Consider the following 24,410-nt stretch of genomic DNA (forward strand, 5'->3'; position numbering starts at 1 on the left):
TTATTCGAGGGAGCATATCATGAGGGAAAATTTTAAGTTACGTAAAATGAAAGTCGGTTTAGTATCTGTTGCAATTACAATGTTATATATTATGACAAACGGACAAGCAGAAGCATCTGAAAATCAAAACGCTTTAATCTCTAATATAAATGTAGACAATCAGGAAAAACAGAATAATGTAAATCAAGCTGTTCAGCCTCAAAATAATACTAATGAAACATCAAAAGTACCGGCTAATTTTGTCAAATTGAATGATATTAAACCAGGTGATACTTCTATACAAGGAACAACTTTACCAAATCAATTTATACTATTAACTATTGATAAAAAAGATGTGAGCTCAGTTGAAGATTCTGACAGCAGCTTTGTTATGTCTGATAAAGATGGGAATTTTAAGTATGACTTAAATGGTCGCAAAATTGTTCATAATCAAGAAATTGAAGTGTCTTCATCAGATCCCTATTTAGGTGACGATGAAGAAGATGAAGAAGTAGAAGAAACTTCAACTGAAGAAGTTGGTGCTGAGGAAGAAAGTACAGAAGCTAAAGCTACATATACAACACCGCGATATGAAAAAGCGTATGAAATACCGAAAGAACAGCTAAAAGAAAAAGATGGACATCACCAAGTTTTTATCGAACCTATTACTGAAGGTTCAGGTATTATTAAAGGCCATACCTCTGTAAAAGGTAAAGTTGCTCTATCTATTAATAATAAATTTATTAACTTTGAGACAAATGCTAATGGTGGTCCAAATAAAGAAGAAGCGAAATCTGGATCAGAAGGAATCTGGATGCCTATTGATGACAAAGGATACTTTAATTTTGACTTCAAAACGAAACGTTTCGATGATTTAGAGTTAAAGAAAAATGATGAGATCTCATTAACATTTGCACCTGATGACGAAGATGAGGCATTGAAGTCATTAATTTTCAAAACTAAGGTAACGAGTTTAGAAGATATTGATAAAGCAGAAACTAAATATGACCATACTAAAGTGGAAAAAGTAAAAGTATTGAAAGATGTTAAAGAAGATTTACATGTAGATGAAATTTACGGAAGCTTATATCATACAGAAAAAGGTAAAGGTATTCTTGATAAAGAAGGTACTAAAGTAATTAAAGGTAAGACTAAATTCGCAAATGCAGTTGTGAAGGTAGACTCTGAACTAGGTGAAGGTCAAGAATTCCCTGATTTGCAAGTCGATGAAAAAGGTGAATTCAGCTTTGATGTAGATCATGCTGGATTTAGATTACAAAATGGAGAAACACTAAACTTCACAGTAGTTGATCCTATTACAGGTGAATTATTAAGTGGAAATTTTGTTTCTAAAAACATAGATATTTATGAATCTCCTGAAGAAAAAGCAGATCGTGAGTTTGATGAAAGAATGGAAAACACACCTGCATATCATAAATTACATGGTGATAAAATTGTCGGCTACGATACTAACGGATTCCCGATTACCTGGTTTTATCCATTAGGTGAAAAGAAAGTTGAACGTAAGGCACCAAAATTAGAAAAATAATTAAATAAAACAGCTTAATGATGTAATGAAATTAGTGAGTTAATCACTGACTTCTACGTCATTGAGCTGTTTTTTTGTGCTTTGTTACAAAGCATTATTGAATTTATTTTACGTGTTCATATTTTGAAACATCAAAGCCGTCTTGTTTAGCTTTGTTGATAATGTCTTTGATTGAATGTAGTCCTTTATCGGCGAAGTATGATCTTAAGTTGTCTTTTGTAGCTTGGTCAGCATTCTTATCTAATAACACATCAATATAACTTAATTCATGTTCTAAGAAGTTTGCATCATCATGTAGTACGAGTCCATTTTGAGAATAAACTTTCGCATCTGCTTGATTACCATATCCAACAACGCCAGTTGCTAAAACACCTACCATTGCCGTAGCTACTAAAACCTTTTTAAATTTCATATCTATCACTCCTCTAAAAATTGTAACTCCATCATAACACTGAATATTAAGAAAATTACGTTTATTAAGTCGATTTAATAATTTTTAATAAATAGTTAAAGTGACAAATATTGTTTAAATGCAATTAATCTTTAATACGATGCTTGAGGATTTTTCCTAATAAAACCTTGATTTCAAAAAGGGTTTAAATCAAATGAAACAATAATAAAAAAATGACGCAATATAATAATAAGTACAAGTTTAATTAAGAAATTAAATTGATTGTATATGTATATTTTGGTAACGTAAAAGAGAAATATACAAAATAATTAATTATTTATATGAAAAGAGAATATAAATGAAGTATAAAACAGAGAGACGTGAAGCGATGGGATATTTAAAAAGGTTTGCATTGTACATAAGCGTTATGATTTTAATATTTGCGATAGCAGGTTGTGGCAAAGGTAATGAAACAAAAGAAGATTCAAAGGAAGAACAAATCAAAAAGAGCTTTGCGAAAACATTAGATATGTATCCAATTAAGAATCTCGAGGACTTATACGACAAAGAAGGATACCGAGATGGCGAATTTAAAAAGGGTGATAAAGGGATGTGGACGATATATACAGATTTCGCCAAAAGTAATAAACAAGGTGGATTGAGTAATGAAGGTATGGTCTTATACTTAGATAGAAATACACGGACTGCAAAGGGACATTATTTTGTTAAGACATTCTATAATAAGGGCAAATTCCCAGATAGAAAAAATTATAAAGTTGAAATGAAAAATAATAAAATTATCTTATTAGATAAAGTAGAAGATACAAATCTAAAAAAGAGAATAGAAAACTTTAAATTTTTTGGACAATATGCAAACCTTAAAGAATTGAAAAACTACAACAATGGTGATGTCTCAATTAATGAGAATGTTCCAAGTTATGACGCAAAATTTAAAATGAGCAATAAAGATGAAAATGTTAAGCAATTAAGAAGTCGTTATAATATTCCTACTGATAAAGCACCGGTATTAAAAATGCATATTGATGGTAATTTGAAAGGAAGTTCTGTGGGTTATAAAAAGTTGGAAATTGACTTTTCAAAAGGTGGAAAAAGCGATTTGTCAGTAATAGATTCTTTGAATTTCCAGCCGGCGAAGGTAGATGAAGATGATGAATGATGAGGATGGTGTGTAACAATGAAGTCTATAAAAAGGATTGGATTGTGCATTAGTTTGTTGATTTTAATCATCTTTGTTACATCTTGTGATGGTGATAATAAGATCATTGGAGATTCAAAAGAAGAACAAATCAAAAAGAGCTTTGCGAAAACGTTAGATATCTACCCTATTAAGAATCTCGAGGATTTATACGACAAAGAAGGATATCGAGATGGCGAATTTAAAAAAGATGATAAAGGTACTTGGCTAATTAGATCTGAAATGAAAATCCAATTAAAAGGAGAAAATCTGGAATCTAGAGGAGCAGTTTTAGAAATTAACAGAAATACTAGAACGGCTAAAGGGCATTATATTGTTAGAGAAGTTGTTGAAGATAGCGATGGAATGACACACAATCATACAAAAAGATATCCTGTGAAAATGGAAAATAATAAAATGATTCCATTAAAACCAATCGATGACGAAAAAGTAAAAAAAGAAATCGAAGAATTTAACTTCTTTGTACAATACGGGAATTTCAAAGAATTGGAAAACTATAAAGAGGACGAAGTGTCATATAACCCAGAAGTACCAATTTACTCTGCAAAATATCAATTGAAAAACAGTGATTACAATGTTGAACAATTAAGGAAGCGATATAATATCCCGACGCAAAAAGCGCCCAAATTATTATTGAAAGGCTCAGGTAATTTAAAAGGTTCATCAGTCGGATATAAAAATATTGAATTTACCTTTATTGAAAACAAGGAAGAAAATATTTACTTCACAGATAGTATCTACTTTAATCCAAGCGAGGATAAATAAATATAATTACTAATATAAAAAATAACGTTAGAACATTTAATAATAAAGTTAAAATGAATTACATGTATTAAATTGAATAAGTTAGTTTTGTTTGATAACATAAAAGTTGAATAATCACTATTTTAATAAGTTGTATGAAATATTCAAATGTTTATAAAATTAAAACAGAGAGATGTGAAATGATGGAGTATATAAAAAAAATTGCTTTGTACATGAGTGTATTACTTTTAATCATTTTTATTGGGGGATGTGGAAATATGAAAGATGAACAGAAAAAAGAGGAACAAACGAATAAAACAGATTCAAAAGAAGAACAAATCAAAAAGAGTTTTGCGAAAACGTTAGATATGTATCCAATTAAGAATCTCGAGGATTTATACGACAAAGAAGGATATCGAGATGGTGAGTTTAAAAAAGGCGATAAAGGTACGTGGACTATACTTACAGGTTTTTCAAAAAGTAACAAACCAGGAGTATTAGATGATGAAGGCATGGTGTTATATCTTAATAGAAATACCAAAAAGGCAACAGGTTATTATTTTGTAAATAAAGTTTATGATGATATTAGCAAAAATCATAATGAGAAAAAATATCGTGTTGAACTAAAAAATAATAAGATTGTTCTTTTGGATAATGTAGAAGACAAAAAACTTAAACAAAAAATTGAAAATTTTAAATTTTTTAGTCAGTATGCTGATTTTAAAGATTTAAAAAATTATCAAGATGGAAATATAACAACTAATGAAAACGTACCGAGCTATGAAGCACAATATAAAATGAACAATAGTGATAAAAATGTAAAAAAACTTAGAGAAATTTATCCAATTACAACTAATAACTCTCCAAATCTAAAATTATATATAGATGGTGATATAAAAGGAAGCTCAGTAGGATATAAAAAAATAGAATATAAATTTTCAAAAGATAAAGGTCAAGAGACAACATTAAGAGATTATTTGAATTTTGGACCGTCTGAAGGTGAGAATGTTGAGTAGGAAGTATAAAATAGATTTAAAAGCAATTAATCAAAATACTGAGTCTACAAGTGCTATTTCGAAAGCGTCATACGAAGTTGAGAATGCTAATAATAATGGTCTATCAAAAAGAGACGTGATTAATCAATTTAATGATTTGAAAAAAATGAAAAAATTCCCTTCTAATCTTGAATATGTTGATAGTTACACTGATTCTCTTACTGGAGTAACAACTTCTGCTTTTTTAAATAAAGATACAGGCAAAGTAACTCTCGGGATGACTGGGACTAATTTACAAGACGAAGCCTTTAAAAAGTTAAAAGAAGGTGAATTTTCAAGACAAAATGTTACCAATGCTTTGGAAACAGTTAAAGATGGATATGCAGATCTTAAAATATTATATTCTCCTGCATCTGATCAAAACTATAGATATGCGAATACACAAGAATTTATAAATAAAATAAAAAGTAAGTATGACATTGATTTTATTACTGGACATTCACTAGGTGGAAGAGATGCGGTAGTTCTAGGAATGAGTAATGGTATTCCGAACATTGTGGTTTATAATCCAGCTCCTATTTCTATAACTAGTTTGAATCCTAATTCCCCAGATGGAAAACGTTTATTAGAATTATATAAAAATTATAAAGGTAATATTACTAGGTTTGTTGCAGAAAATGATGCATTGACAGAAAATCTGAAGAAATATAAGCATTATGTTTTTTTCGGTAATGATAAAGTCTTTAAAAATGGTAAAGGTCATGAAATGGAAGGCTTTCTGACCGAAGAAGAACAAAAAGCTATAAAAAAAGAACTTAAAAAACTACAAGGTTATGCAGAAGAAAATAATAAGTCATTTGTAAAGAATTCAAATAATGCTATCTCTAAATTAGCTAGTATAGAATTACTTAGAGCAAATATGATGACTACAAATGGAGGAGGATTATCTTCTTCGCAGCAAAAAGTTTTAGAAAGTTTAACAGCTTTAACAATTGCGCAGTCATTCAGTCAACTGATAGACGATGAAATTAATCAAATCAAAAAAATGTATAATGAAAAGAAAAAGAAATTTGGAAAAAATTGGGAAGACGCTCAAAAAGCTGGAAAAGCTGTAGGTGAAGATTTGAGTGTAAATGGAGTTCTCAATGCTTTAGATGAAGGTCAAGTGAATGAAAGTAGTATGGTAAGAGAACCTGAACAAATGATATCTGCAAAAGAAAGACAACTTTCAACGATAGGGTCTTCTGTATCAAATTATATTATGAGAGTTAGACTCAGTATTAATGAAATCGTTGATAAAGATCAAGTGCTTGCATCACAAATAGGTGGATTACTATGATGTTTAATCAAATTAATAATAAAAATGAATTAGAAGAATCATATGAATCTGAGAAAAAACGTATAGAGAATGAACTGCAAAATTTAAATGAACTTAGGCATAGAACTCGAAAAGAAAATGAACGTAGTTATGATGTTTTTCAATATTTGAAGCACGAAATGAATTATAGTGAAGATGCCCAAAGGAAAATGACGAGAAATATAGAAGCGTATGAGCAAGAAATCAATGAGATAATTAGAAAGCAAGAATGGAAATTAGAAGAATATAAAGAAGACTTAAAAAAGTCTTATGAAAAGCAGTTAGATAAGCTAAGTGACTGATAATTTGGAGGAGATTAAATGACTCTAATAGAACCAGATATGACCTTAAGAATGCCAGATATAAGTACTACAGTAGAAACACTTAATCTCATATCTAAAATGGAAGCGCAAAAAGAAAATATTCGCACAGTTATTGCACCTGAACATAAGCATAAATACAAAGATATTGAAAACGGATTAAAAGGTGAAGAAAAAGTATTAATTGAACAAATGGCGCAACATTGCGAAGCTTTTAAAGCTAATTTTAAAGGTGCAGCTCAAGGAGATTGGGTTAAAAGTGCCATGTCTGAGATAGACAGCATTAAGGATGACCTGAAAAAAATTAATAGCTAAACTACATATCATACTACTAAATAAAGCGACCAATGTTCAGTATATTCACAACTGACACTAGGCCGCTTCTTTTTAATTTATATTATTCCCATGTAAAGTAATTCGAACCGAATCGAAATATCACACTCTCAATTGTAAAAAAACAACTTAAATTACTGTCCCGCATTAAACATGACCACATTCGTAACAGCAACAATAAAAATCCTCAAGTACTAAAAGCTATGATCACTTTATCAAAATCAACGCAAGTTAACCTCTCCCGAACTACCCGTTACTCATCACCTTCACCTTACAAACCATAAAGCGCTGCAGTTAAGTATTGAATGGCATAGCCAATTGAAATGAAAATAGCAATCGTTATAATAGCACTGCCAATGGTATATAAAGTATGTTTCGTAGATAATCCTTCAGTCTTTGAACCAAAAACACTGAGTAGAATAAATGCAATACCAGTAACATATAAAACTAAAATGACAAATAACATGTTTATACACCTCGATTCTCTTTCGTGAGATATATCTTTGTCTCCATTATAAAGTAAAGCGCTCAATAATTTAATTAAGTATACTATTTTTTTATTATCGAAGATTGCGAAAGAGGAAACGCTCCTATATAATGTAAAACAGAATTATTCCTATTTACAAATAAATTGAAGTGAGGGTATATATATGGCTAAAATTCCAGTTACGGTATTAAGTGGTTATTTAGGCTCGGGGAAGACAACGTTGTTAAATCATATTTTACAAAATCGAGAAGGTCGACGTATCGCGGTAATTGTAAATGATATGAGTGAAGTAAATATCGATAAAGATCTTGTCGCAGATGGTGGGGGACTATCGCGTACAGATGAAAAATTAGTCGAACTTTCTAATGGTTGTATCTGTTGTACACTTAGAGACGATTTATTAAAAGAAGTTGAGCGTTTAGTGAAAAAAGGTGGCATCGATCAAATTGTTATTGAGTCAACAGGGATTTCAGAGCCAGTACCTGTTGCACAAACTTTCTCATATATTGATGATGAACTTGGCATTGATCTTACAGCGATTTGCCGTTTAGATACAATGGTTACAGTTGTGGATGCTAACCGCTTCGTACATGACATCAACTCAGAAGATTTATTGATGGATCGTGATCAAAGCGTTGACGAAACAGATGAGCGTTCGATTGCTGATTTATTAATTGACCAAGTTGAATTTTGTGATGTATTGATTATTAATAAAATTGATTTAATTAGTGAAGAAGAACTAGCGAAGTTAGAAAAAATGTTAAGCGCATTGCAACCGACTGCTAAAATTATTAAGACAACAAATTCTGAAGTAGATTTAAAAGAAGTCTTGAATACGCAGCGTTTTGATTTTGAAAAAGCGAGCGAGTCAGCAGGATGGATCAAAGAACTTGAGTCTGGTGGGCATGCATCGCATACACCTGAAACAGAAGAATATGGTATATCATCGTTTGTATATAAACGTCGTCTACCTTTCCATGCTAAAAGGTTCAATGATTGGTTAGAAAGCATGCCAAATAATGTCGTTCGATCAAAAGGTATCGTATGGCTAGCACAATACAATCACGTAGCATGTTTATTATCTCAAGCAGGGTCATCTTGCAATATTCATCCAGTTACATATTGGGTGGCTAGTATGTCTGAAGCGCAACAAACACAAATATTAGCAGAACGTCAAGATGTCGCAGCTGAATGGGATCCAGAATATGGCGATCGTCATACACAATTTGTCATTATTGGTACAGAATTAGATGAAGAAAAATTAACAAAAGAACTCGACGCATGCTTAGTCAATGCGCAAGAAATTGATGCAGATTGGCAACAATTTGAAGATCCATATCAATGGCAAATTAGACCAGCACGATAAGTTGAATGAAGTATAATCATTTTTGAATTGTGGCTTAATTGTTTGCAATTTATGACAATTAATAAAAAGTTAAGGTGTTCTTAGGATCTTTTTGTTTTCAATCTATCTAAAGTGTGATAGTTTTGATAAAGCAGAAATTTGCATTTTATCCATAGGGCTAGGACATGTATGTGTCTTAGTCCTTTTTATATTTACGTTGATGAAAAATGGCAAAACCATCGTACCAACTGTTAATTGAAGGTACAATCATTGTTTAACAGTCATAAAAATGAGTGAAGTAAATGCAGCTATCAATGTACTATTAACACTTACGGTCACACGAGTGTTTCAGTCTAAACGTGCAACGCAATTCCGCACGTGGCCAATATATCTTGCGCTAGATCATGAAAATCATTAAGATTTCGCATGCCAAATCATGAATGTCTCAGAACTCGAGTATCAAACATAAAACACGCCACAAAAATATAACGCGTCAGACTACAAAGATCACGAATATTCCGTATGTCCCACTAAGAACGTCCTATACAAAAAACACCAAGACCATTTATTTGCAACAAACTAACAAGACTCACCTCACATCAATAAATCAACACAAAGCAAAGCCACCATCCCTATTGGTATAGTGGCCTGAGAATTTTAAGTATTCAATTCGCTTAAATTATTTTGCGAAAATGTCGATAATTGCTTTGATGATTTTAATGATAGTACCTACAATAGCCATCGTTTTGTCCTCCTGTATGTTGATTTAACATAGTGATGAGTTGTTGATCGTTAATGTTTGAGATTAGTTGTTACCTAAAAATTTACCAAGTAAATCTTTAAAGAATTTGAATAATTTTTGGTACGAATTCCATGTGAATGGCCCCCTTCAAATAAGATGTTCATATCTATGAGATTTTTATAACTTACTTACCAGTGAATTTCTCAATTAATCCTTTAATGAATTTAATGATTCCTGCAATGATACCCATGTGAAAGACCTCCTTTGTTTGTTATGAAATCTTATTTACCAGTGAATTGTTCGATTAAGCTTTTGATAACTTTAATGATGCCAGCGATGATACCCATTAAGATTACCTCCTTTGCTTATGAGTTAACTTCATTGTACATAGTTATCTTGTGCGTAATTGATTTTTTTCCTAACTTGAATTGTTATGATCATAACTGCGAATTTTTTATTTTAAAAGGACGGGAAATACTGCCTAACTGTACAGGTGCATTTACAAAATCTTTACAATCATTGGTTTAATAGAGGTTAAGCTCATGAATTTGACATGAAGCAGAAATTTAATTATATTTTATGTTATAAGTTTAAAACGAATAACACGTTAGGTCTCGTCTAGGCAAAGCATATTTATGAAGATGAATTGAACAGACAGAAGTAACATTTTATATACATATGTGCATGGGAGCACGCTTAAAGAGAACACTGCAACAAGGTATATCAACGTACCGTGATGCAGTGTCTAGTTAAACTGAAACCTGCAATAGTAAATTTTCTGCCATTATGTACAGAATCTACTATTGTAGGTTTTTATTTTTATACATAAGCAATTATGCGAGAGATTAGAAATAAGGAGGTTATGCAGTGTTAAGTTTTCAATTGCTATTTTCACTGTTTGTTATTGCGCTTATCATTGCATTGATAAGTGGCTTGTTGTTTTTAGCACCAGTTATGCCAATGAGATATATTAAATTACATTTATACATACTAGTCATGCCAGTATTATTTGCAGTCATTGGCTTTTTCGGTATTCATGGTCAACATGTCTTAGGTCCATTTAAAATAGATCGTTTATCTTGGTTATTAGCTGGCTTTGTAATGGCGCTTGGCTTTATTATTCAAAAGTTTTCAATGCGATATTTACTAGATGATCATCATTATAGACATTACTTTCCATTGTTCACTGCGATTACGTCGTTTGCATCTTTAGCATGGATGTCTGAAGACTTAAGACTGATGGCACTCTGCTGGGGTATTACATTATTATGTTTAACATTGCTGATGAACGTTAATCGTTTTTGGAAAGTGCCACGTGAGTCTGCGAAATTATCAAGCATGACATTTTTATGTGGTTGGCTTGCATTCGTTGGAGCAATTGTAACTATTTATATTGCGACTGGCGAGTGGCGGGTACCACAACATATAGTTCATCCGACATGGTCATTGTTGACGAATGTACTACTTGTATTAGCTGTCATGATACCGGCAGCACAATTTCCTTTTCATCGATGGTTGATTGAATCTGTAACGGCACCAACGCCAGTATCGGCAATTATGCATGCAGGAATTGTGAATGCAGGTGGTGTTATTCTAACTCGTTTTGCGCCGATATTTGATAATGGATTTGCGTTATCATTATTACTTATCCTTTCTAGTATTTCTGTATTGTTAGGATCGGGTATTAGCTTAGTTCAAGTTGACTATAAACGCCAATTAGTGGGCTCTACGATGAGTCAAATGGGCTTTATGTTAGTTCAATGTGCATTGGGTGTATATTCAGCAGCGATTATTCATTTAATATTGCACGGTATTTTTAAAGCAACATTATTTTTACAATCAGGTTCTATCGTGAAGCGATTCAATATTCCAAAACAAGCATCTGCTAAAGACGCTTATGGCTGGATTGTCATGGGACGTGTATTAGCTATTATCGTGGCATTTCTATTTTGGATGAGTAGTGACAGAAGTGCATATGAAGTGTTAAGTGCACTCATTCTAGGATGGTCATTACTTGTATCTTGGAATCAAATGGTAGCCTTTAGTAAAGGACGCATGGCACGTCTTGTTGGTATGATTTTGATTGCAATCGTGACATTTATCTACGTCATCACACATAATTATTTTTACGCTGTATTACAAAATATAACAACACATGCGACAACGCCGCCTACAGTGAGTGTCATCATTAGTGTTGTTATTTTAATCTTTGGCAGTTTATTAAGTATTTGGGTGGCGCGGCATCGATACTCTAAGGCTTTTGCGGTATTGTACGTGTGGTTAGTTAATCTAGGTGAAGCACGCTCGAAAGCGATAGAAAGTCATCCGAATTATTTGAAGAAGTATTTATAGGAGGTGAAAGGTATGACAACACAGTTAAATATCAATTCAGTCATTGAAAATGCGAAACGTGTTATTACACCATTATCACCAATTTCGATTTTTGCAGCACGAAATCCATGGGAAGGATTAGAAGCGGATACGTTTGAAGATGTCGCAAAATGGTTACGTGATGTTCGAGATGTGGATATTTTCCCAAATAAAGCATTAATAGAAAGCGCTGTGGCACGTGGTGAATTAGATGAAAGTGTCTTTAATCAACTTGTTACTGATATGTTACTTGAACATCACTACAATATCCCGCAACACTACATCAATCTTTATATTGATAACATTAAAACATTAAAAGACGTACCTGCATCATATATGAATCATTCAAATGTTGATGTTGTTGCTGATCTACTATTAGAAAAATCAAAACGTGATATGGCTGAATCATATCATCACTATGATGTACGTCCGATGAGTGATGCAATAATAGATGAACAAGGTGAGCCACTTAGCGAACAAGTGAATCGTCAAATGATTAAATGGACGAAACTTTATATCGATCAATTTCTATCGAGTTGGACAATGCCGAAGCGTGAGCAAAGTTTTTACCATGCATGGTTGCATTTAGCGCAACATGACCATAGTTTTACTAAAGCACAGCGCCAAGTGATTAAAGGCTTACCCAATGATCCTGAAATGACGATAGAGTCAGTATTAACTCATTTTTCAATAGATCAGGAAGACTACCAAGCTTATGTTGAAGGACATCTTTTGGCGTTACCGGGTTGGGCAGGTATGTTGTATTACCGTTCACAACAGCATCACTTTGAACAACATTTGTTAACGGATTATTTGGCAATTCGGTTAGTTGTCGAACAATTGCTAGTTGGTGATGAGTTTAAGTCAGTCGCTAAAGATTGTGAAAGTAGATCGGAAAATTGGTTTAAGCAAACTGTTGCATCATGGTGTTACTACAGTGATATGCCTAGCGATGTATTACTACAACATGACGTCAATGAAATTCAAACGTTTATTCATTTTGCAGCAACTATGAATAAAAATGTATTTAAAAATTTATGGCTAATTGCCTGGGAAATGACATACGAATCTCAGTTAAAACAAAAAATTAAAGCAGGTCATGAAAGTGTGGCGGGCGCATTAGATGTAAACCAAGTAAATGTCTCAGAAAATGATAACGCTAATCAGCCACATTCAGTATTGTTAAATGACACACAAGCAGTTGATGAAAATAATAGCGAGCTAAATCAGATGGGCACATCAACGAAAGCGCAAATTGCATTTTGTATAGATGTTCGTTCAGAACCATTTCGTAGACATATCGAAGCAGCAGGGCCCTTTGAAACGATTGGTATTGCAGGCTTCTTTGGATTACCTATTCAAAAAGATGCCGTAGACGAACAATTCAAACATGATTCATTACCTGTCATGGTACCGCCGGCATATCGCATTAAAGAATTTGCAGACCGCTACGATATGAATGTTTATCGACAACAGCAACAGACAATGTCATCGATGTTTTACACATTTAAATTGATGAAAAATAATGTCATGCCTAGTCTGTTATTGCCTGAATTAAGTGGGCCATTTTTAAGCTTAAGTACCATTGTCAATTCGATTATGCCTAGAAAAAGTCGCGCGTCTTTACAAAAAATAAAACAAAAGTGGTTGAAAAAGCCTGAAACAAAGTTGACGATTGATCGTGAGTTTGACCGAACATCAGACTTACCTGTTGGATTTACTGAGCAAGAGCAAATTGATTTCGCGTTACAAGCGTTGAAATTGATGGATTTAACCGAAGCATTTGCGCCGTTCGTTGTGTTAGCAGGTCATGCTAGTCATTCTCACAATAATCCACATCATGCATCACTTGAATGTGGGGCTTGTGGTGGCGCATCAAGCGGTTTTAATGCTAAGTTATTAGCGATGATATGTAATCGTCCAAATGTCAGACAAGGATTAAAACAATCAGGTGTGTATATTCCAGAGACAACTGTTTTTGCGGTAGCAGAACATCATACGTCTACTGATACGTTGGCATGGGTATATGTGCCAGACACATTATCTTCTATTGCTTTAGATGCATATGAATCATTGAATGACGCGATGCCGATGATTTCTGAACACGCGAATCGCGAACGTTTGGACAAACTGCCAACGATTGGTCGTGTGAATCATCCAGTGGAAGAAGCGCAGCGGTTTGCGAGTGATTGGAGTGAGGTACGTCCAGAATGGGGATTGGCTAAAAATGCATCATTTATAATTGGACGACGCCAATTAACAAAAGGCATTGATTTAGAAGGGCGGACATTTTTACACAATTATGATTGGCGTAAAGATAAAGATGGCACATTATTAAATACCATCATTTCTGGTCCGGCACTTGTGGCACAATGGATTAATTTACAATATTATGCGTCGACAGTTGCGCCGCATTTTTACGGAAGTGGGAATAAAGCGACACAAACCGTCACGTCAGGTGTTGGTGTCATGCAAGGTAATGCGAGTGATCTGATGTATGGCTTATCATGGCAATCTGTTATGGCTGCTGATCGGACGATGTATCATTCGCCAATTCGTTTACTTGTCGTTATTCAGGCACCCGACTATGTTGTAGCAAGACTACTCGCGAATAATGAGCATTTCGCTAGGAAGGTGTCTAATCATTGGCTGCGTTTAATGAGCGTTAATGAGGAAGGGCGTTTTAAAAGTTGGATTTAACGATGATATGTTGCGATGCTAAGTAACTAATATATCATCATATCTACAATGTTCTAGCTTCTTAAAATATACTAAAAATGATAAACTTAATGTAATAGTTGATGTCGTGATAACGATACAAAGATGAAGTAATCAATTTTAATATTATTGGAGTTAGTGATATGAAAAGAACGAAAGGTGAAATCGAAGCTGAAATCAGTAAAGCCATTACGCAATGGGAAAAAGATTTCCTTGGCAGAGGTTCCTTGTCAGTTAAATCAGACATTTTAAGAGATATGGTGATTATTAGTTTACAAGGTATCTTAACGCCAGCTGAATATCGTGTATGTAGTACGAATGAAGGATTATTAAATATTAAACGAACACGTTCTGAATTAGTTGAATCCGGTGAGCAAGATTTGAATGATATCATTTTTAAAATTACAGGTATCAAAGTGATGAGCTTCCATAGTGATTTAAGTACAGTTACAGGTGAACGTATTATCGTATTCAAACTTGAGGATAATTTGGAAAAGCATATTTAAGAAGGTTAGGTATGCTTCTGCTGGCTTATTAAAGCTATAGAAGTATGCTTGGTTAAACAGCGCAACGCCATATATTTGGGTGTGCTGTTTTTCTATTACATGATGTGTTTATTACGTGGATGAATGCGTGGGTCTGAATATAGCCCGTGAAAGGCGTATGTCATAAAATTTGCGAATGGTGACAAGTCGACGCAAGCATATTTGTTGCGAGACATGCCCACTATCCTTTTACATAAAGAGTATATGTGTGACGTAGGCATATAATCGATAAAGTATTCCTAAAAAATTAGGTATAATGACCATTGTTGCAATAAGTTTTTCGGCCTTGAAACCGATAACGCATAGTATAATAGGAATAAAATATAATACAAATATCCAGTAAATCAAATTTGAAAATGATGGATGAATAGGGGTAAAGAATCTAACTAATGTAATGATTAACGCTATATAGACAAAAATAACTCTATTGATACGCCTTACCCCCTCTGTATAATAAATATAAATCGTACTAAATTGAAAATAGCAAAATATTGTTATTTCAATTATACAATGTTTTATTTGCAATATACATAACAATATGAACTTTATAATTTTGATATTGTCGGTAAAGTGAAATTTGTGGCACATTGATATTATGGATAACATTTGTAAAATGAAAATGATGATACGAGGAGATTGTAAGATGATAGATAAAAAATTAACATCACCGAAAATGACAGTGCCTTTATTTTTAATCGCGCTGATTGTATTTATAGGTATGTTTTACAGTGTAGTGACAAATCAAGAATGGCTTAAAAATATAGATATGGGATCATTAACATGGTTTACAGATTATTTCGGTGAGCCACAACGTCAGTATGTTAACAATTTGTTTAATTACTATATGACGTTTAGTGCGGAAATTGGAGATGTCAAAGGTGTCGTGTTGATTTCCATTATCGTCACAATCATACTGTTTATTAAACAGAGGCATTTAGCGGTTTGGTTTGTGACATATTTGGTTTCAGGTGTCATCATGAACAAATTAATTAAAGATACTGTATTACGTCCAAGACCATATAATCATTTAGCCGTTGATACAGGCTTTTCATTTCCGAGTGGACATTCCAACGCCAGCACATTATTATATTTCGCCTTAATGATCATTATTATTTCACTTGCTGCTAAGACAATAACAAAAGTGTTGAGTGCGTTGGTTATGGGAATATTATGGCTTAGCATATTATTTTGTCGCCTTTATTTTCATGCACATTACTTTTCAGATGTCATTGGCGGCACGTCACTAGCAATCATTTGGGTAGCGTTATTCTTAATGGTATACCCATACTTTATTAATCATCGACGACAACGCGTTTAGCAAACATCTTTAGACATAGTGGAGGTATATAGAAAAATGAGAATTAAAACACCGAGTCCATCGTATTTAAAAGGCACAAATGGACATGCGATATTATTATTACATTCATTTACAGGTACAAATCGGGATGTGAAGCATCTTGCAGCTGAGTTAAATGACCAAGGATTTAGTTGTTATGCACCGAATTATCCAGGTCATGGTTTATTGTTGAAAGATTTCATGACATATAATGTAGATGATTGGTGGGAAGAAGTTGAGAAAGCTTACCAATTTTTAGTCAATGAAGGTTATGAATCTATCAGTGCAACGGGTGTGTCTTTAGGTGGATTAATGACATTAAAATTGGCGCAACACTATCCTTTGAAACGTATCGCTGTCATGTCAGCACCAAAGGAAAAGAGTGACGATGGCTTAATAGAACATTTAGTTTATTATAGTCAACGCATGTCGAATATTTTAAATTTAGATCAGCAAGCATCGAGTGCGCAATTAGCAGCAATTGATGATTATGAAGGTGAAATTACGAAGTTTCAACATTTTATTGATGATATCATGACAAATTTAAATGTTATTAAAATGCCAGCTAATATATTATTTGGTGGTAAAGATGCGCCATCCTATGAAACAAGTGCACATTTTATTTATGAACATTTAGGATCAGTAGACAAAGAATTAAATGGTCTGAAGGATTCGCATCATTTAATGACGCATGGAGAAGGCAGAGATATTTTAGAAGAAAATGTTATTCGCTTTTTCAATGCTTTAACATAATTGAAGATTTTAAAAATTAACACTTGAGTGACGATGTTATTATATTTGTCATTTGAGTGTTTTTTGTGGCGTGATAGTATAGGGAACTTAGCTAAAGTTAATTTGTAGTGTGATGTCGTGGAAATATTATGGAGTTATACCAGAAGTTGATTTGTATTGTAATGTCGTGGAAATTTTATGGGCATTGCACCTGAAGTTGTTATGTGGCGAGATGTTGGGGATATAGATGGTGTTGTATGTGGCGAGATATTGGCGCACGTATACAGCGTTGAACCAGAAAATTTAATGTAGCGTAATGACAACACATTACAAGAGTTGATTATATTATGATAAATCCAGGTGCTACCGTATTAATGAAACAATTTTGATGCAGGTGTATTGCATGTTATTTACATACATGTTAGAGTGTTACTTAAACACGTAGACGCTTTAACGCTTTAAAGGAGATGTGAATGATGAAAAGACAACAATCACAATGGAAGTCATCAACTGGATTTATTTTAGCTAGTGCGGGTTCTGCAATCGGTCTTGGTGCCATGTGGAAATTCCCATATATGGCAGGGATTTATGGCGGCGGTGCCTTTCTAGCTATGTTCTTAATATTCACCATTTTTGTTGGGTTGCCATTACTCATTATGGAATTCACTGTTGGGAAAATGGGACGGACATATACAACACAAATATATAGTAAATTAACTGGTAAAAAATGGCTCAATATCATTGGCTGGAACGGTAATTTGGCAGTGTTTATTTTATTTGGCTTCTATAGTGTTATCGGTGGTTGGATTGTCATTTACATCGGACAAGTATTATGGCAATTAGTTATATTTCAACGCATCAATCATCTCCAAGAAATGAATTTTGAAGCGGTAATATCAAATCCTTGGTTAACCGTTCTAGGGCAAGGTATATTCATATTCGCTACGATGATTATTGTCATGTTAGGTGTTGAAAAAGGATTAGAAAAGGCATCGAAAGTTATGATGCCATTGCTGTTTGTCTTTTTAATCGTCATTGTGATTAAGTCTTTAACATTAGATGGCGTCTTAGAAGGTGTGAAATTTATTTTACAACCAAGAGTATCAGAGATTACTGCTGATGGCATCTTGTTTGCGCTAGGTCAATCATTCTTTACGTTATCATTAGGAACTACAGGTATGATTACTTATGCGAGTTATGCCTCTAAAGACATGACGATTAAGTCATCAGCTATTTCTATCGTTGTTATGAATATCTTTGTATCTGTATTGGCAGGTCTAGCTATATTTCCGGCTTTACATAGTTTTGGCTATGAACCACAAGAAGGGCCTGGATTATTATTTAAAGTACTGCCAATGGTCTTTAGTCAAATGCATCTAGGCACATTATTCTATTTGGGATTCTTAGTGCTGTTCTTATTTGCGGCTTTAACGTCATCTATTTCTTTATTAGAATTAAATGTTTCTAACTTCACGAAGAATGACAATACAAAACGTAAAAAAGTCGCAGTGATCGGTAGTATTTTAGTATTTATCATTAGTATTCCAGCAACCTTATCTTTTGGTATCTTAAAAGATGTAAGATTCGGTGCGGGAACGATTTTTGATAATATGGATTTCATCGTTTCGAATGTATTGATGCCATTAGGCGCATTAGGTACTACGCTTGTCGTAGGACAATTATTAGATAAAAAATTATTACAACAATATTTTGGTAAAGATCGATTTAGATTATTCAGTGGTTGGTATTACTTAATTAAGTATGCGATGCCTGTCGTTATTATTTTAGTCTTTATCGTGCAATTATTTAGTTAATATATAGAAGCATCTGACACACAAGTATTTGTGTTGCTCAGGTGTTTTTTTGTTTGGAATTGAAAATTTAGTACTGGTTCTGAATTAATCGAAACTTAGATAATTGCAAAATAACAAAATGTCGTTTATAATTCTTATCTGAAAAGTAAGAATTAAAATTGAGACATGAAGAAAGGTTTCATTCATTTGATCGGCATGTCAGATGAGGGTGCATCTATGATTACTTATGATTTAATTGGCAATACACCATTAGTACTGTTAGAACATTATAGTGATGATAAAGTTAAAATTTATGCCAAGCTTGAACAATGGAATCCTGGAGGCAGTGTTAAAGACAGACTCGGGAAATATTTAGTAGAGAAGGCAATTCAAGAAGGGCGTGTGCGTGCAGGTCAAACTATTGTTGAAGCGACTGCTGGTAATACAGGCATAGGGTTAGCTATTGCAGCGAATAGACATCATTTGAAATGTAAGATCTTTGCGCCGTATGGTTTTTCAGAAGAAAAGATTAATATTATGATAGCGCTTGGTGCAGAAGTTTCAAGGACGAGTCAGTCTGAAGGTATGCATGGGGCACAATTAGCTGCACGTTCCTATGCTGAAAAATATGGTGCCGTTTATATGAATCAATTTGAATCCGAACATAATCCGGATACATATTTTCATACATTGGGACCCGAATTGACTTCAGCATTACAGCAAATTGATTATTTTGTGGCTGGTATTGGCTCTGGCGGTACATTTACAGGTACCGCACGTTATTTAAAGCAACATCACGTGCAATGTTATGCCGTTGAGCCAGAAGGGTCCGTGTTAAATGGAGGGCCAGCTCATGCACATGACACTGAAGGTATCGGTTCTGAGAAATGGCCGATATTTTTAGAGAGACGTCTTGTAGATGGGATATTTACGATTAAAGATCAAGATGCCTTTCGAAATGTCAAAAGTTTGGCTATAAATGAAGGGTTGTTAGTAGGCAGTTCTTCAGGTGCAGCATTACAAGGTGCATTGAATTTAAAAGCGCAATTATCTGAAGGTACGATTGTTGTCGTATTTCCAGATGGTAGTGATCGATATATGTCTAAGCAAATATTTAATTATGAGGAGAATAATAATGAACAAGAAAACTAAATTAATTCATGGTGGGCACACAACAGACGATTATACAGGTGCCGTTACAACACCAATTTATCAAACAAGTACATATTTACAAGATGATATTGGTGATTTACGTCAAGGATATGAATATTCTCGTACTGCGAATCCAACAAGAAGTTCTGTAGAAAGCGTTATTGCGACATTAGAAAATGGCAAACATGGCTTTGCATTTAGTTCAGGTGTTGCAGCAATCAGTGCAGTTGTTATGCTGTTGGACAAAGGAGATCATATTATTTTAAATTCAGATGTATACGGCGGTACTTATCGCGCATTGACAAAAGTATTTACACGATTTGGCATTGAAGTGGATTTTGTAGATACAACGCATACAGATTCAATTGTACAAGCGATACGCCCAACAACAAAGATGTTGTTTATTGAAACACCTTCTAATCCATTATTACGTGTTACTGACATTAAAAAGTCTGCTGAAATTGCGAAAGAACACGGTTTGATTTCAGTTGTTGATAACACATTTATGACACCTTATTATCAGAATCCATTAGATTTAGGTATCGATATTGTCTTACATTCTGCAACGAAATATTTAGGTGGACATAGTGATGTCGTTGCTGGTTTAGTTGCAACATCGGATGACAAGCTTGCAGAACGTTTAGCATTTATTTCAAATTCAACAGGTGGCATTTTAGGACCTCAAGATAGCTATTTACTTGTGAGGGGTATTAAAACATTAGGTTTACGTATGGAACAAATTAATCGCAGCGTTATTGAAATTATTAAAATGTTACAAGCACATCCAGCTGTGCAACAAGTGTTCCATCCAAGTATTGAAAGTCATTTAAATCATGATGTCCATATGGCTCAAGCGGATGGCCATACAGGTGTGATTGCATTTGAAGTGAAAAATACAGAAAGTGCCAAACAATTGATTAAAGCAACATCGTATTACACATTAGCTGAAAGTTTAGGTGCAGTGGAAAGTTTAATTTCAGTACCTGCATTGATGACACATGCATCCATTCCAGCAGATATTCGAGCTAAAGAAGGTATTACAGACGGACTTGTAAGAATTTCTGTAGGTATTGAAGATACTGAAGATTTAGTCGATGATTTAAAACAAGCACTAGATACTTTATAAATAATAGCAGCACTGGCATATATTTTGAGTTCAACGTTTGTTGTTCTTGAATATGCTAGTGCTTTTTTGTGCGATGTTAATATTTAGTAATTGCGTTGTGGAGGATTGGTGGACATTTTTATGGATTTAATTTGATAAATGTCATAGTAGTCTCACAATTCGTCATTGTCACATGAATTACTTATTTTTTAATTTTTTAGAAAATTCGGCAAATTGTATTGACGATATATGCAATTTTACATATAATGCTCTTATTCCTAGTGGATTAATAAGAATTTGTAGGAGGGGCGATGATGATTGAGTTTCGACAGGTAAGTAAGACCTTTAATAAAAAGAAGCAAAAAATAGATGCTTTGAAGGACGTATCATTTACGGTCAATCGCAATGATATTTTTGGTGTGATTGGATATAGTGGTGCAGGAAAAAGTACGTTGGTAAGACTCGTGAATCATCTTGAAGCTGCCTCGAATGGACAAGTGATTGTAGATGGACATGATATTACGAATTATAGCGATAAAATGATGAGGGATATTAAGAAAGATATCGGTATGATATTTCAGCATTTCAATTTATTAAATTCAGCTACCGTATTTAAAAATGTAGCAATGCCACTCATTTTAAGTAAGAAAAGCAAAACAGAAATTAAGCAACGAGTAACGGAAATGCTTGAATTTGTAGGATTGAGTGATAAAAAAGACCAATTTCCTGATGAATTATCTGGTGGGCAGAAGCAAAGGGTGGCTATTGCAAGAGCGCTTGTTACTAATCCGAAAATACTCCTATGCGATGAAGCAACAAGCGCATTGGATCCAGCAACGACTGCTTCGATATTGACGTTATTAAAGAATGTCAATCAAACCTTTGGCATTACAATTATGATGATTACACATGAAATGCGCGTTATTAAAGACATTTGTAATCGTGTTGCTGTAATGGAAAAGGGGAAAGTGGTTGAAACAGGAACTGTTAAAGAGGTGTTTAGTCATCCTAAAACGACGATTGCTCAAAATTTTGTGTCTACAGTTATACAGACTGAGCCAAGTACATCATTGATTCGTCGATTGAATGACGAACAAGTTGGCGATTTTAAAGATTATAAAATCTTCGTCGAGGAAACTCAGGTGACACAACCGATTATAAATGACTTGATTCAAATTTGTGGCAGAGAGGTTAAAATTTTATTTTCATCTATGTCAGAAATACAAGGTAACACCGTATGTTATATGTGGCTTCGATTTAATATGGATCAACAATTTGAAGACACGGCAATAAATCAATATTTCAAAGAGAAAAATATTCAATTTGAGGAGGTGCATTAACATATGTTTGGTTCTGATTTAGACAGTGCACAGTTATTACAAGCATTGTACGAAACGCTATATATGGTATCTATTGCTTTATTTTTAGGAGCAGTGATTGGTATTCCATTAGGTGTCTTATTGGTAATTACTCGAAAACAAGGCATATGGCCCAATATAGTGATACATCAAGTTTTAAATCCTTTAATCAATATTTTAAGGTCACTACCATTTATTATTTTGTTAATTGCGATTGTGCCATTCACAAAATTAGTAGTAGGTACTTCAATTGGTACGACTGCTGCCATCGTGCCTTTAACAGTATATGTGGCACCTTACATTGCAAGACTTGTTGAAAACTCATTATTGGAAGTAGACGAGGGGATTATTGAAGCGGCGAAAGCGATGGGCGCTTCACCACTACAAATCATTAGATATTTTTTAATTCCTGAAGCTTTAGGTTCGTTAGTATTAGCAATTACCACTGCGATTATTGGACTTATTGGAAGTACGGCGATGGCAGGAGCTGTTGGCGGTGGTGGTATAGGAGACTTAGCTTTAGTGTATGGTTATCAAAGATTTGATACGACGGTCATTATTATTACCGTTATTGTATTAGTCATTATTGTCCAAGTGATTCAAACGCTAGGGAATGTTCTAGCTAGATTCATACGTAGACATTAATGATATATAGTGAAGATTTTGAAAGGAATTGATAGAATGAAAAGATTGATTGGGTTAGTTATCGTAGCACTTGTATTATTAGCAGCGTGTGGTGGTAACAATGATAAAAAAGTAACAATTGGTGTCGCATCAAATGACACTAAGGCTTGGGAGAAGGTTAAAGAATTAGCTAAAAAAGATGATATTGATGTGGAGATTAAGCACTTCTCAGATTACAATTTACCGAATAAAGCATTAAATGATGGTGATATTGATATGAATGCATTCCAACATTTTGCATTTTTAGATCAATATAAAAAGGCGCATAAAGGAACAAAGATTTCAGCATTAAGTACAACAGTTTTAGCACCGTTGGGCATTTACTCAGATAAAATTAAAGATGTCAAAAAGGTTAAAGATGGTGCTAAAGTTGTCATTCCAAATGATGTGTCAAACCAAGCACGTGCACTTAAACTATTAGAAGCAGCTGGTTTAATAAAACTGAAAAAAGATTTCGGATTAGCAGGCACGGTGAAAGATATAACGTCAAATCCAAAACATTTAAAAATTACTGCAGTAGATGCACAACAAACTGCACGTGCTTTATCTGATGTCGATATTGCAGTTATTAATAACGGTGTAGCAACTAAAGCGGGTAAAGATCCTAAAAATGATCCGATATTTTTAGAAAAATCAAATTCAGATGCAGTAAAGCCATATATTAATATTGTTGCAGTTAATGACAAAGACTTGGATAACAAAACATATGCTAAAATCGTAGAATTGTATCATTCAAAAGAAGCTCAAAAAGCGTTGCAGGAAGATGTCAAAGATGGAGAGAAACCTGTTAATTTATCTAAAGATGAGATTAAGGCAATAGAAACGTCATTAGCAAAATAAATTATATTGCGTCCTACAAGCAAAGTTCATGCTTATGTTTGTAGGGCGTTATTGTTGGAGAATAAAATTATTTCCAATAGAGAAAGGGATTGTAATCATTTTATAGTGAAATATTATGAAATTGTAATAATTTAGATATTGTAAAATCTAATAAGTTGTAATAATTTTAAGGGATAATTATAAAATTTGATGATACAGTATATGATTTTTTTGTAATCATAATGTCATCAAACATCAACCTATTATACATAATAAAATCGTATAATGATGTAGTATTCATAAATTCGGATAAAAGAATGTTAGGAAAGTTAAGCAAGAG

General features: G+C 33.5%; 26 protein-coding genes and 1 pseudogene. 20 read left to right on the forward strand and 7 right to left on the reverse strand.

Annotated features, from left to right (window positions below):
- Positions 1–19: 19 nt before the first annotated feature.
- A complete protein-coding gene (locus JG553_RS12770; RefSeq protein WP_001208912.1) occupies positions 20–1,528 on the forward strand; it encodes an FKLRK protein in 1,509 nt (502 codons plus the stop codon).
- 103 nt (positions 1,529–1,631) lie between these two features.
- On the opposite strand, the gene spn is transcribed toward JG553_RS12770, so the two are convergent.
- Positions 1,632–1,940 (reverse strand): myeloperoxidase inhibitor SPIN, encoded by a 309-nt coding sequence (spn, locus tag JG553_RS12775; RefSeq protein WP_000669519.1) that lies wholly within the window; start codon positions 1,938–1,940, stop codon positions 1,632–1,634.
- A 367-nt stretch (positions 1,941–2,307) separates the two neighbouring features.
- Here spn and JG553_RS12780 point away from each other — a divergent pair, with 367 nt between their 5' ends.
- From JG553_RS12780 to JG553_RS12805, 6 genes are all read left to right on the forward strand, one after another.
- Positions 2,308–3,096, forward strand: a complete 789-nt coding sequence (locus JG553_RS12780) for a tandem-type lipoprotein (protein ID WP_014362535.1) — start codon at positions 2,308–2,310, stop codon at positions 3,094–3,096.
- An 18-nt stretch (positions 3,097–3,114) separates the two neighbouring features.
- Positions 3,115–3,900: a tandem-type lipoprotein Lpl9 gene (lpl9, locus tag JG553_RS12785; protein ID WP_000835976.1), complete on the forward strand. Its 786-nt coding sequence runs from the start codon at positions 3,115–3,117 to the stop codon at positions 3,898–3,900.
- Between the two features lie 182 nt (positions 3,901–4,082).
- On the forward strand, positions 4,083–4,895 hold the full coding sequence (gene lpl10 / locus JG553_RS12790) for a tandem-type lipoprotein Lpl10 (protein ID WP_001805140.1): 813 nt from the start codon (positions 4,083–4,085) through the stop codon (positions 4,893–4,895).
- A complete protein-coding gene (locus tag JG553_RS12795; protein WP_000952537.1) occupies positions 4,885–6,213 on the forward strand; it encodes a hypothetical protein in 1,329 nt (442 codons plus the stop codon). The genes lpl10 and JG553_RS12795 overlap by 11 nt, the downstream gene beginning before the upstream one ends.
- Positions 6,210–6,533, forward strand: a complete 324-nt coding sequence (locus JG553_RS12800) for a hypothetical protein (RefSeq protein WP_000971498.1) — start codon at positions 6,210–6,212, stop codon at positions 6,531–6,533. Before JG553_RS12795 ends, JG553_RS12800 begins: the two co-directional genes overlap by 4 nt.
- 18 nt (positions 6,534–6,551) lie before the next feature.
- Positions 6,552–6,866: a hypothetical protein gene (locus JG553_RS12805; protein ID WP_000172543.1), complete on the forward strand. Its 315-nt coding sequence runs from the start codon at positions 6,552–6,554 to the stop codon at positions 6,864–6,866.
- 289 nt (positions 6,867–7,155) lie between these two features.
- Here JG553_RS12805 and JG553_RS12810 read toward each other — a convergent pair whose 3' ends face one another.
- Positions 7,156–7,416: a hypothetical protein gene (locus JG553_RS12810; protein ID WP_001795576.1), complete on the reverse strand. Its 261-nt coding sequence runs from the start codon at positions 7,414–7,416 to the stop codon at positions 7,156–7,158.
- Between the two features lie 118 nt (positions 7,417–7,534).
- Here JG553_RS12810 and JG553_RS12815 point away from each other — a divergent pair, with 118 nt between their 5' ends.
- Complete coding sequence (locus JG553_RS12815) at positions 7,535–8,737, forward strand: GTP-binding protein (protein ID WP_001062982.1); 1,203 nt, start codon at positions 7,535–7,537, stop codon at positions 8,735–8,737.
- Between the two features lie 658 nt (positions 8,738–9,395).
- On the opposite strand, the gene JG553_RS12820 is transcribed toward JG553_RS12815, so the two are convergent.
- The 4 genes and pseudogenes from JG553_RS12820 to JG553_RS12835 form a co-directional block, all read right to left on the reverse strand.
- A complete protein-coding gene (locus JG553_RS12820; RefSeq protein ID WP_014532416.1) occupies positions 9,396–9,458 on the reverse strand; it encodes a phenol-soluble modulin PSM-alpha-4 in 63 nt (20 codons plus the stop codon).
- 63 nt (positions 9,459–9,521) lie between these two features.
- A pseudogene (locus tag JG553_RS13435) lies at positions 9,522–9,591 on the reverse strand (phenol-soluble modulin PSM-alpha-3).
- A 51-nt stretch (positions 9,592–9,642) separates the two neighbouring features.
- The gene (locus tag JG553_RS12830) at positions 9,643–9,708 is read right to left on the reverse strand and encodes a phenol-soluble modulin PSM-alpha-2 (RefSeq protein ID WP_014373780.1); all 66 of its coding nucleotides are present in this window, start codon (positions 9,706–9,708) and stop codon (positions 9,643–9,645) included.
- A gap of 31 nt (positions 9,709–9,739) precedes the next feature.
- Complete coding sequence (locus JG553_RS12835) at positions 9,740–9,805, reverse strand: phenol-soluble modulin PSM-alpha-1 (protein ID WP_014373781.1); 66 nt, start codon at positions 9,803–9,805, stop codon at positions 9,740–9,742.
- A 520-nt stretch (positions 9,806–10,325) separates the two neighbouring features.
- On the opposite strand from JG553_RS12835, the gene JG553_RS12840 reads away from it, so the two are divergent.
- The 3 genes from JG553_RS12840 (at position 10,326) to JG553_RS12850 (ending at position 15,052) form a co-directional block, all read left to right on the forward strand.
- Positions 10,326–11,810 (forward strand): NADH dehydrogenase subunit 5, encoded by a 1,485-nt coding sequence (locus JG553_RS12840; protein WP_202106765.1) that lies wholly within the window; start codon positions 10,326–10,328, stop codon positions 11,808–11,810.
- A 12-nt stretch (positions 11,811–11,822) separates the two neighbouring features.
- Positions 11,823–14,528, forward strand: a complete 2,706-nt coding sequence (locus JG553_RS12845; RefSeq protein WP_000211540.1) for a DUF2309 domain-containing protein — start codon at positions 11,823–11,825, stop codon at positions 14,526–14,528.
- 161 nt (positions 14,529–14,689) lie between these two features.
- On the forward strand, positions 14,690–15,052 hold the full coding sequence (locus tag JG553_RS12850; protein WP_000831495.1) for a Na-translocating system protein MpsC family protein: 363 nt from the start codon (positions 14,690–14,692) through the stop codon (positions 15,050–15,052).
- A 228-nt stretch (positions 15,053–15,280) separates the two neighbouring features.
- Here JG553_RS12850 and JG553_RS12855 read toward each other — a convergent pair whose 3' ends face one another.
- Positions 15,281–15,697 (reverse strand): hypothetical protein, encoded by a 417-nt coding sequence (locus JG553_RS12855; protein ID WP_001789536.1) that lies wholly within the window; start codon positions 15,695–15,697, stop codon positions 15,281–15,283.
- A 37-nt stretch (positions 15,698–15,734) separates the two neighbouring features.
- Here JG553_RS12855 and JG553_RS12860 point away from each other — a divergent pair, with 37 nt between their 5' ends.
- From JG553_RS12860 to gmpC, 9 genes are all read left to right on the forward strand, one after another.
- Entirely contained in the window at positions 15,735–16,409 is a 675-nt protein-coding gene (locus JG553_RS12860) for a phosphatase PAP2 family protein (protein WP_000565820.1), read from the forward strand.
- A gap of 36 nt (positions 16,410–16,445) precedes the next feature.
- A complete protein-coding gene (locus tag JG553_RS12865; protein WP_001220813.1) occupies positions 16,446–17,180 on the forward strand; it encodes an alpha/beta hydrolase in 735 nt (244 codons plus the stop codon).
- A 177-nt stretch (positions 17,181–17,357) separates the two neighbouring features.
- Positions 17,358–17,471, forward strand: coding sequence for a hypothetical protein (locus JG553_RS12870; RefSeq protein WP_000510433.1), 114 nt, complete (start codon positions 17,358–17,360; stop codon positions 17,469–17,471).
- A gap of 164 nt (positions 17,472–17,635) precedes the next feature.
- Positions 17,636–18,973 (forward strand): sodium-dependent transporter, encoded by a 1,338-nt coding sequence (locus JG553_RS12875; protein ID WP_000828729.1) that lies wholly within the window; start codon positions 17,636–17,638, stop codon positions 18,971–18,973.
- Between the two features lie 216 nt (positions 18,974–19,189).
- Positions 19,190–20,104, forward strand: coding sequence for a PLP-dependent cysteine synthase family protein (locus tag JG553_RS12880; RefSeq protein WP_000634105.1), 915 nt, complete (start codon positions 19,190–19,192; stop codon positions 20,102–20,104).
- Complete coding sequence (locus tag JG553_RS12885) at positions 20,088–21,230, forward strand: bifunctional cystathionine gamma-lyase/homocysteine desulfhydrase (RefSeq protein ID WP_001036663.1); 1,143 nt, start codon at positions 20,088–20,090, stop codon at positions 21,228–21,230. The genes JG553_RS12880 and JG553_RS12885 overlap by 17 nt, the downstream gene beginning before the upstream one ends.
- Before the next feature lie 293 nt (positions 21,231–21,523).
- A complete protein-coding gene (locus JG553_RS12890) occupies positions 21,524–22,549 on the forward strand; it encodes a methionine ABC transporter ATP-binding protein (RefSeq protein ID WP_000569286.1) in 1,026 nt (341 codons plus the stop codon).
- A gap of 3 nt (positions 22,550–22,552) precedes the next feature.
- Positions 22,553–23,212: a methionine ABC transporter permease gene (locus tag JG553_RS12895; RefSeq protein WP_000467994.1), complete on the forward strand. Its 660-nt coding sequence runs from the start codon at positions 22,553–22,555 to the stop codon at positions 23,210–23,212.
- A gap of 36 nt (positions 23,213–23,248) precedes the next feature.
- Positions 23,249–24,091: a dipeptide ABC transporter glycylmethionine-binding lipoprotein gene (gene gmpC, locus JG553_RS12900; protein WP_000825521.1), complete on the forward strand. Its 843-nt coding sequence runs from the start codon at positions 23,249–23,251 to the stop codon at positions 24,089–24,091.
- The last annotated feature ends 319 nt before the right edge of the window (positions 24,092–24,410 follow it).

The organism is Staphylococcus sp. T93, assembly GCF_016743875.1.
GTDB classification, from domain to species: domain Bacteria; phylum Bacillota; class Bacilli; order Staphylococcales; family Staphylococcaceae; genus Staphylococcus; species Staphylococcus aureus.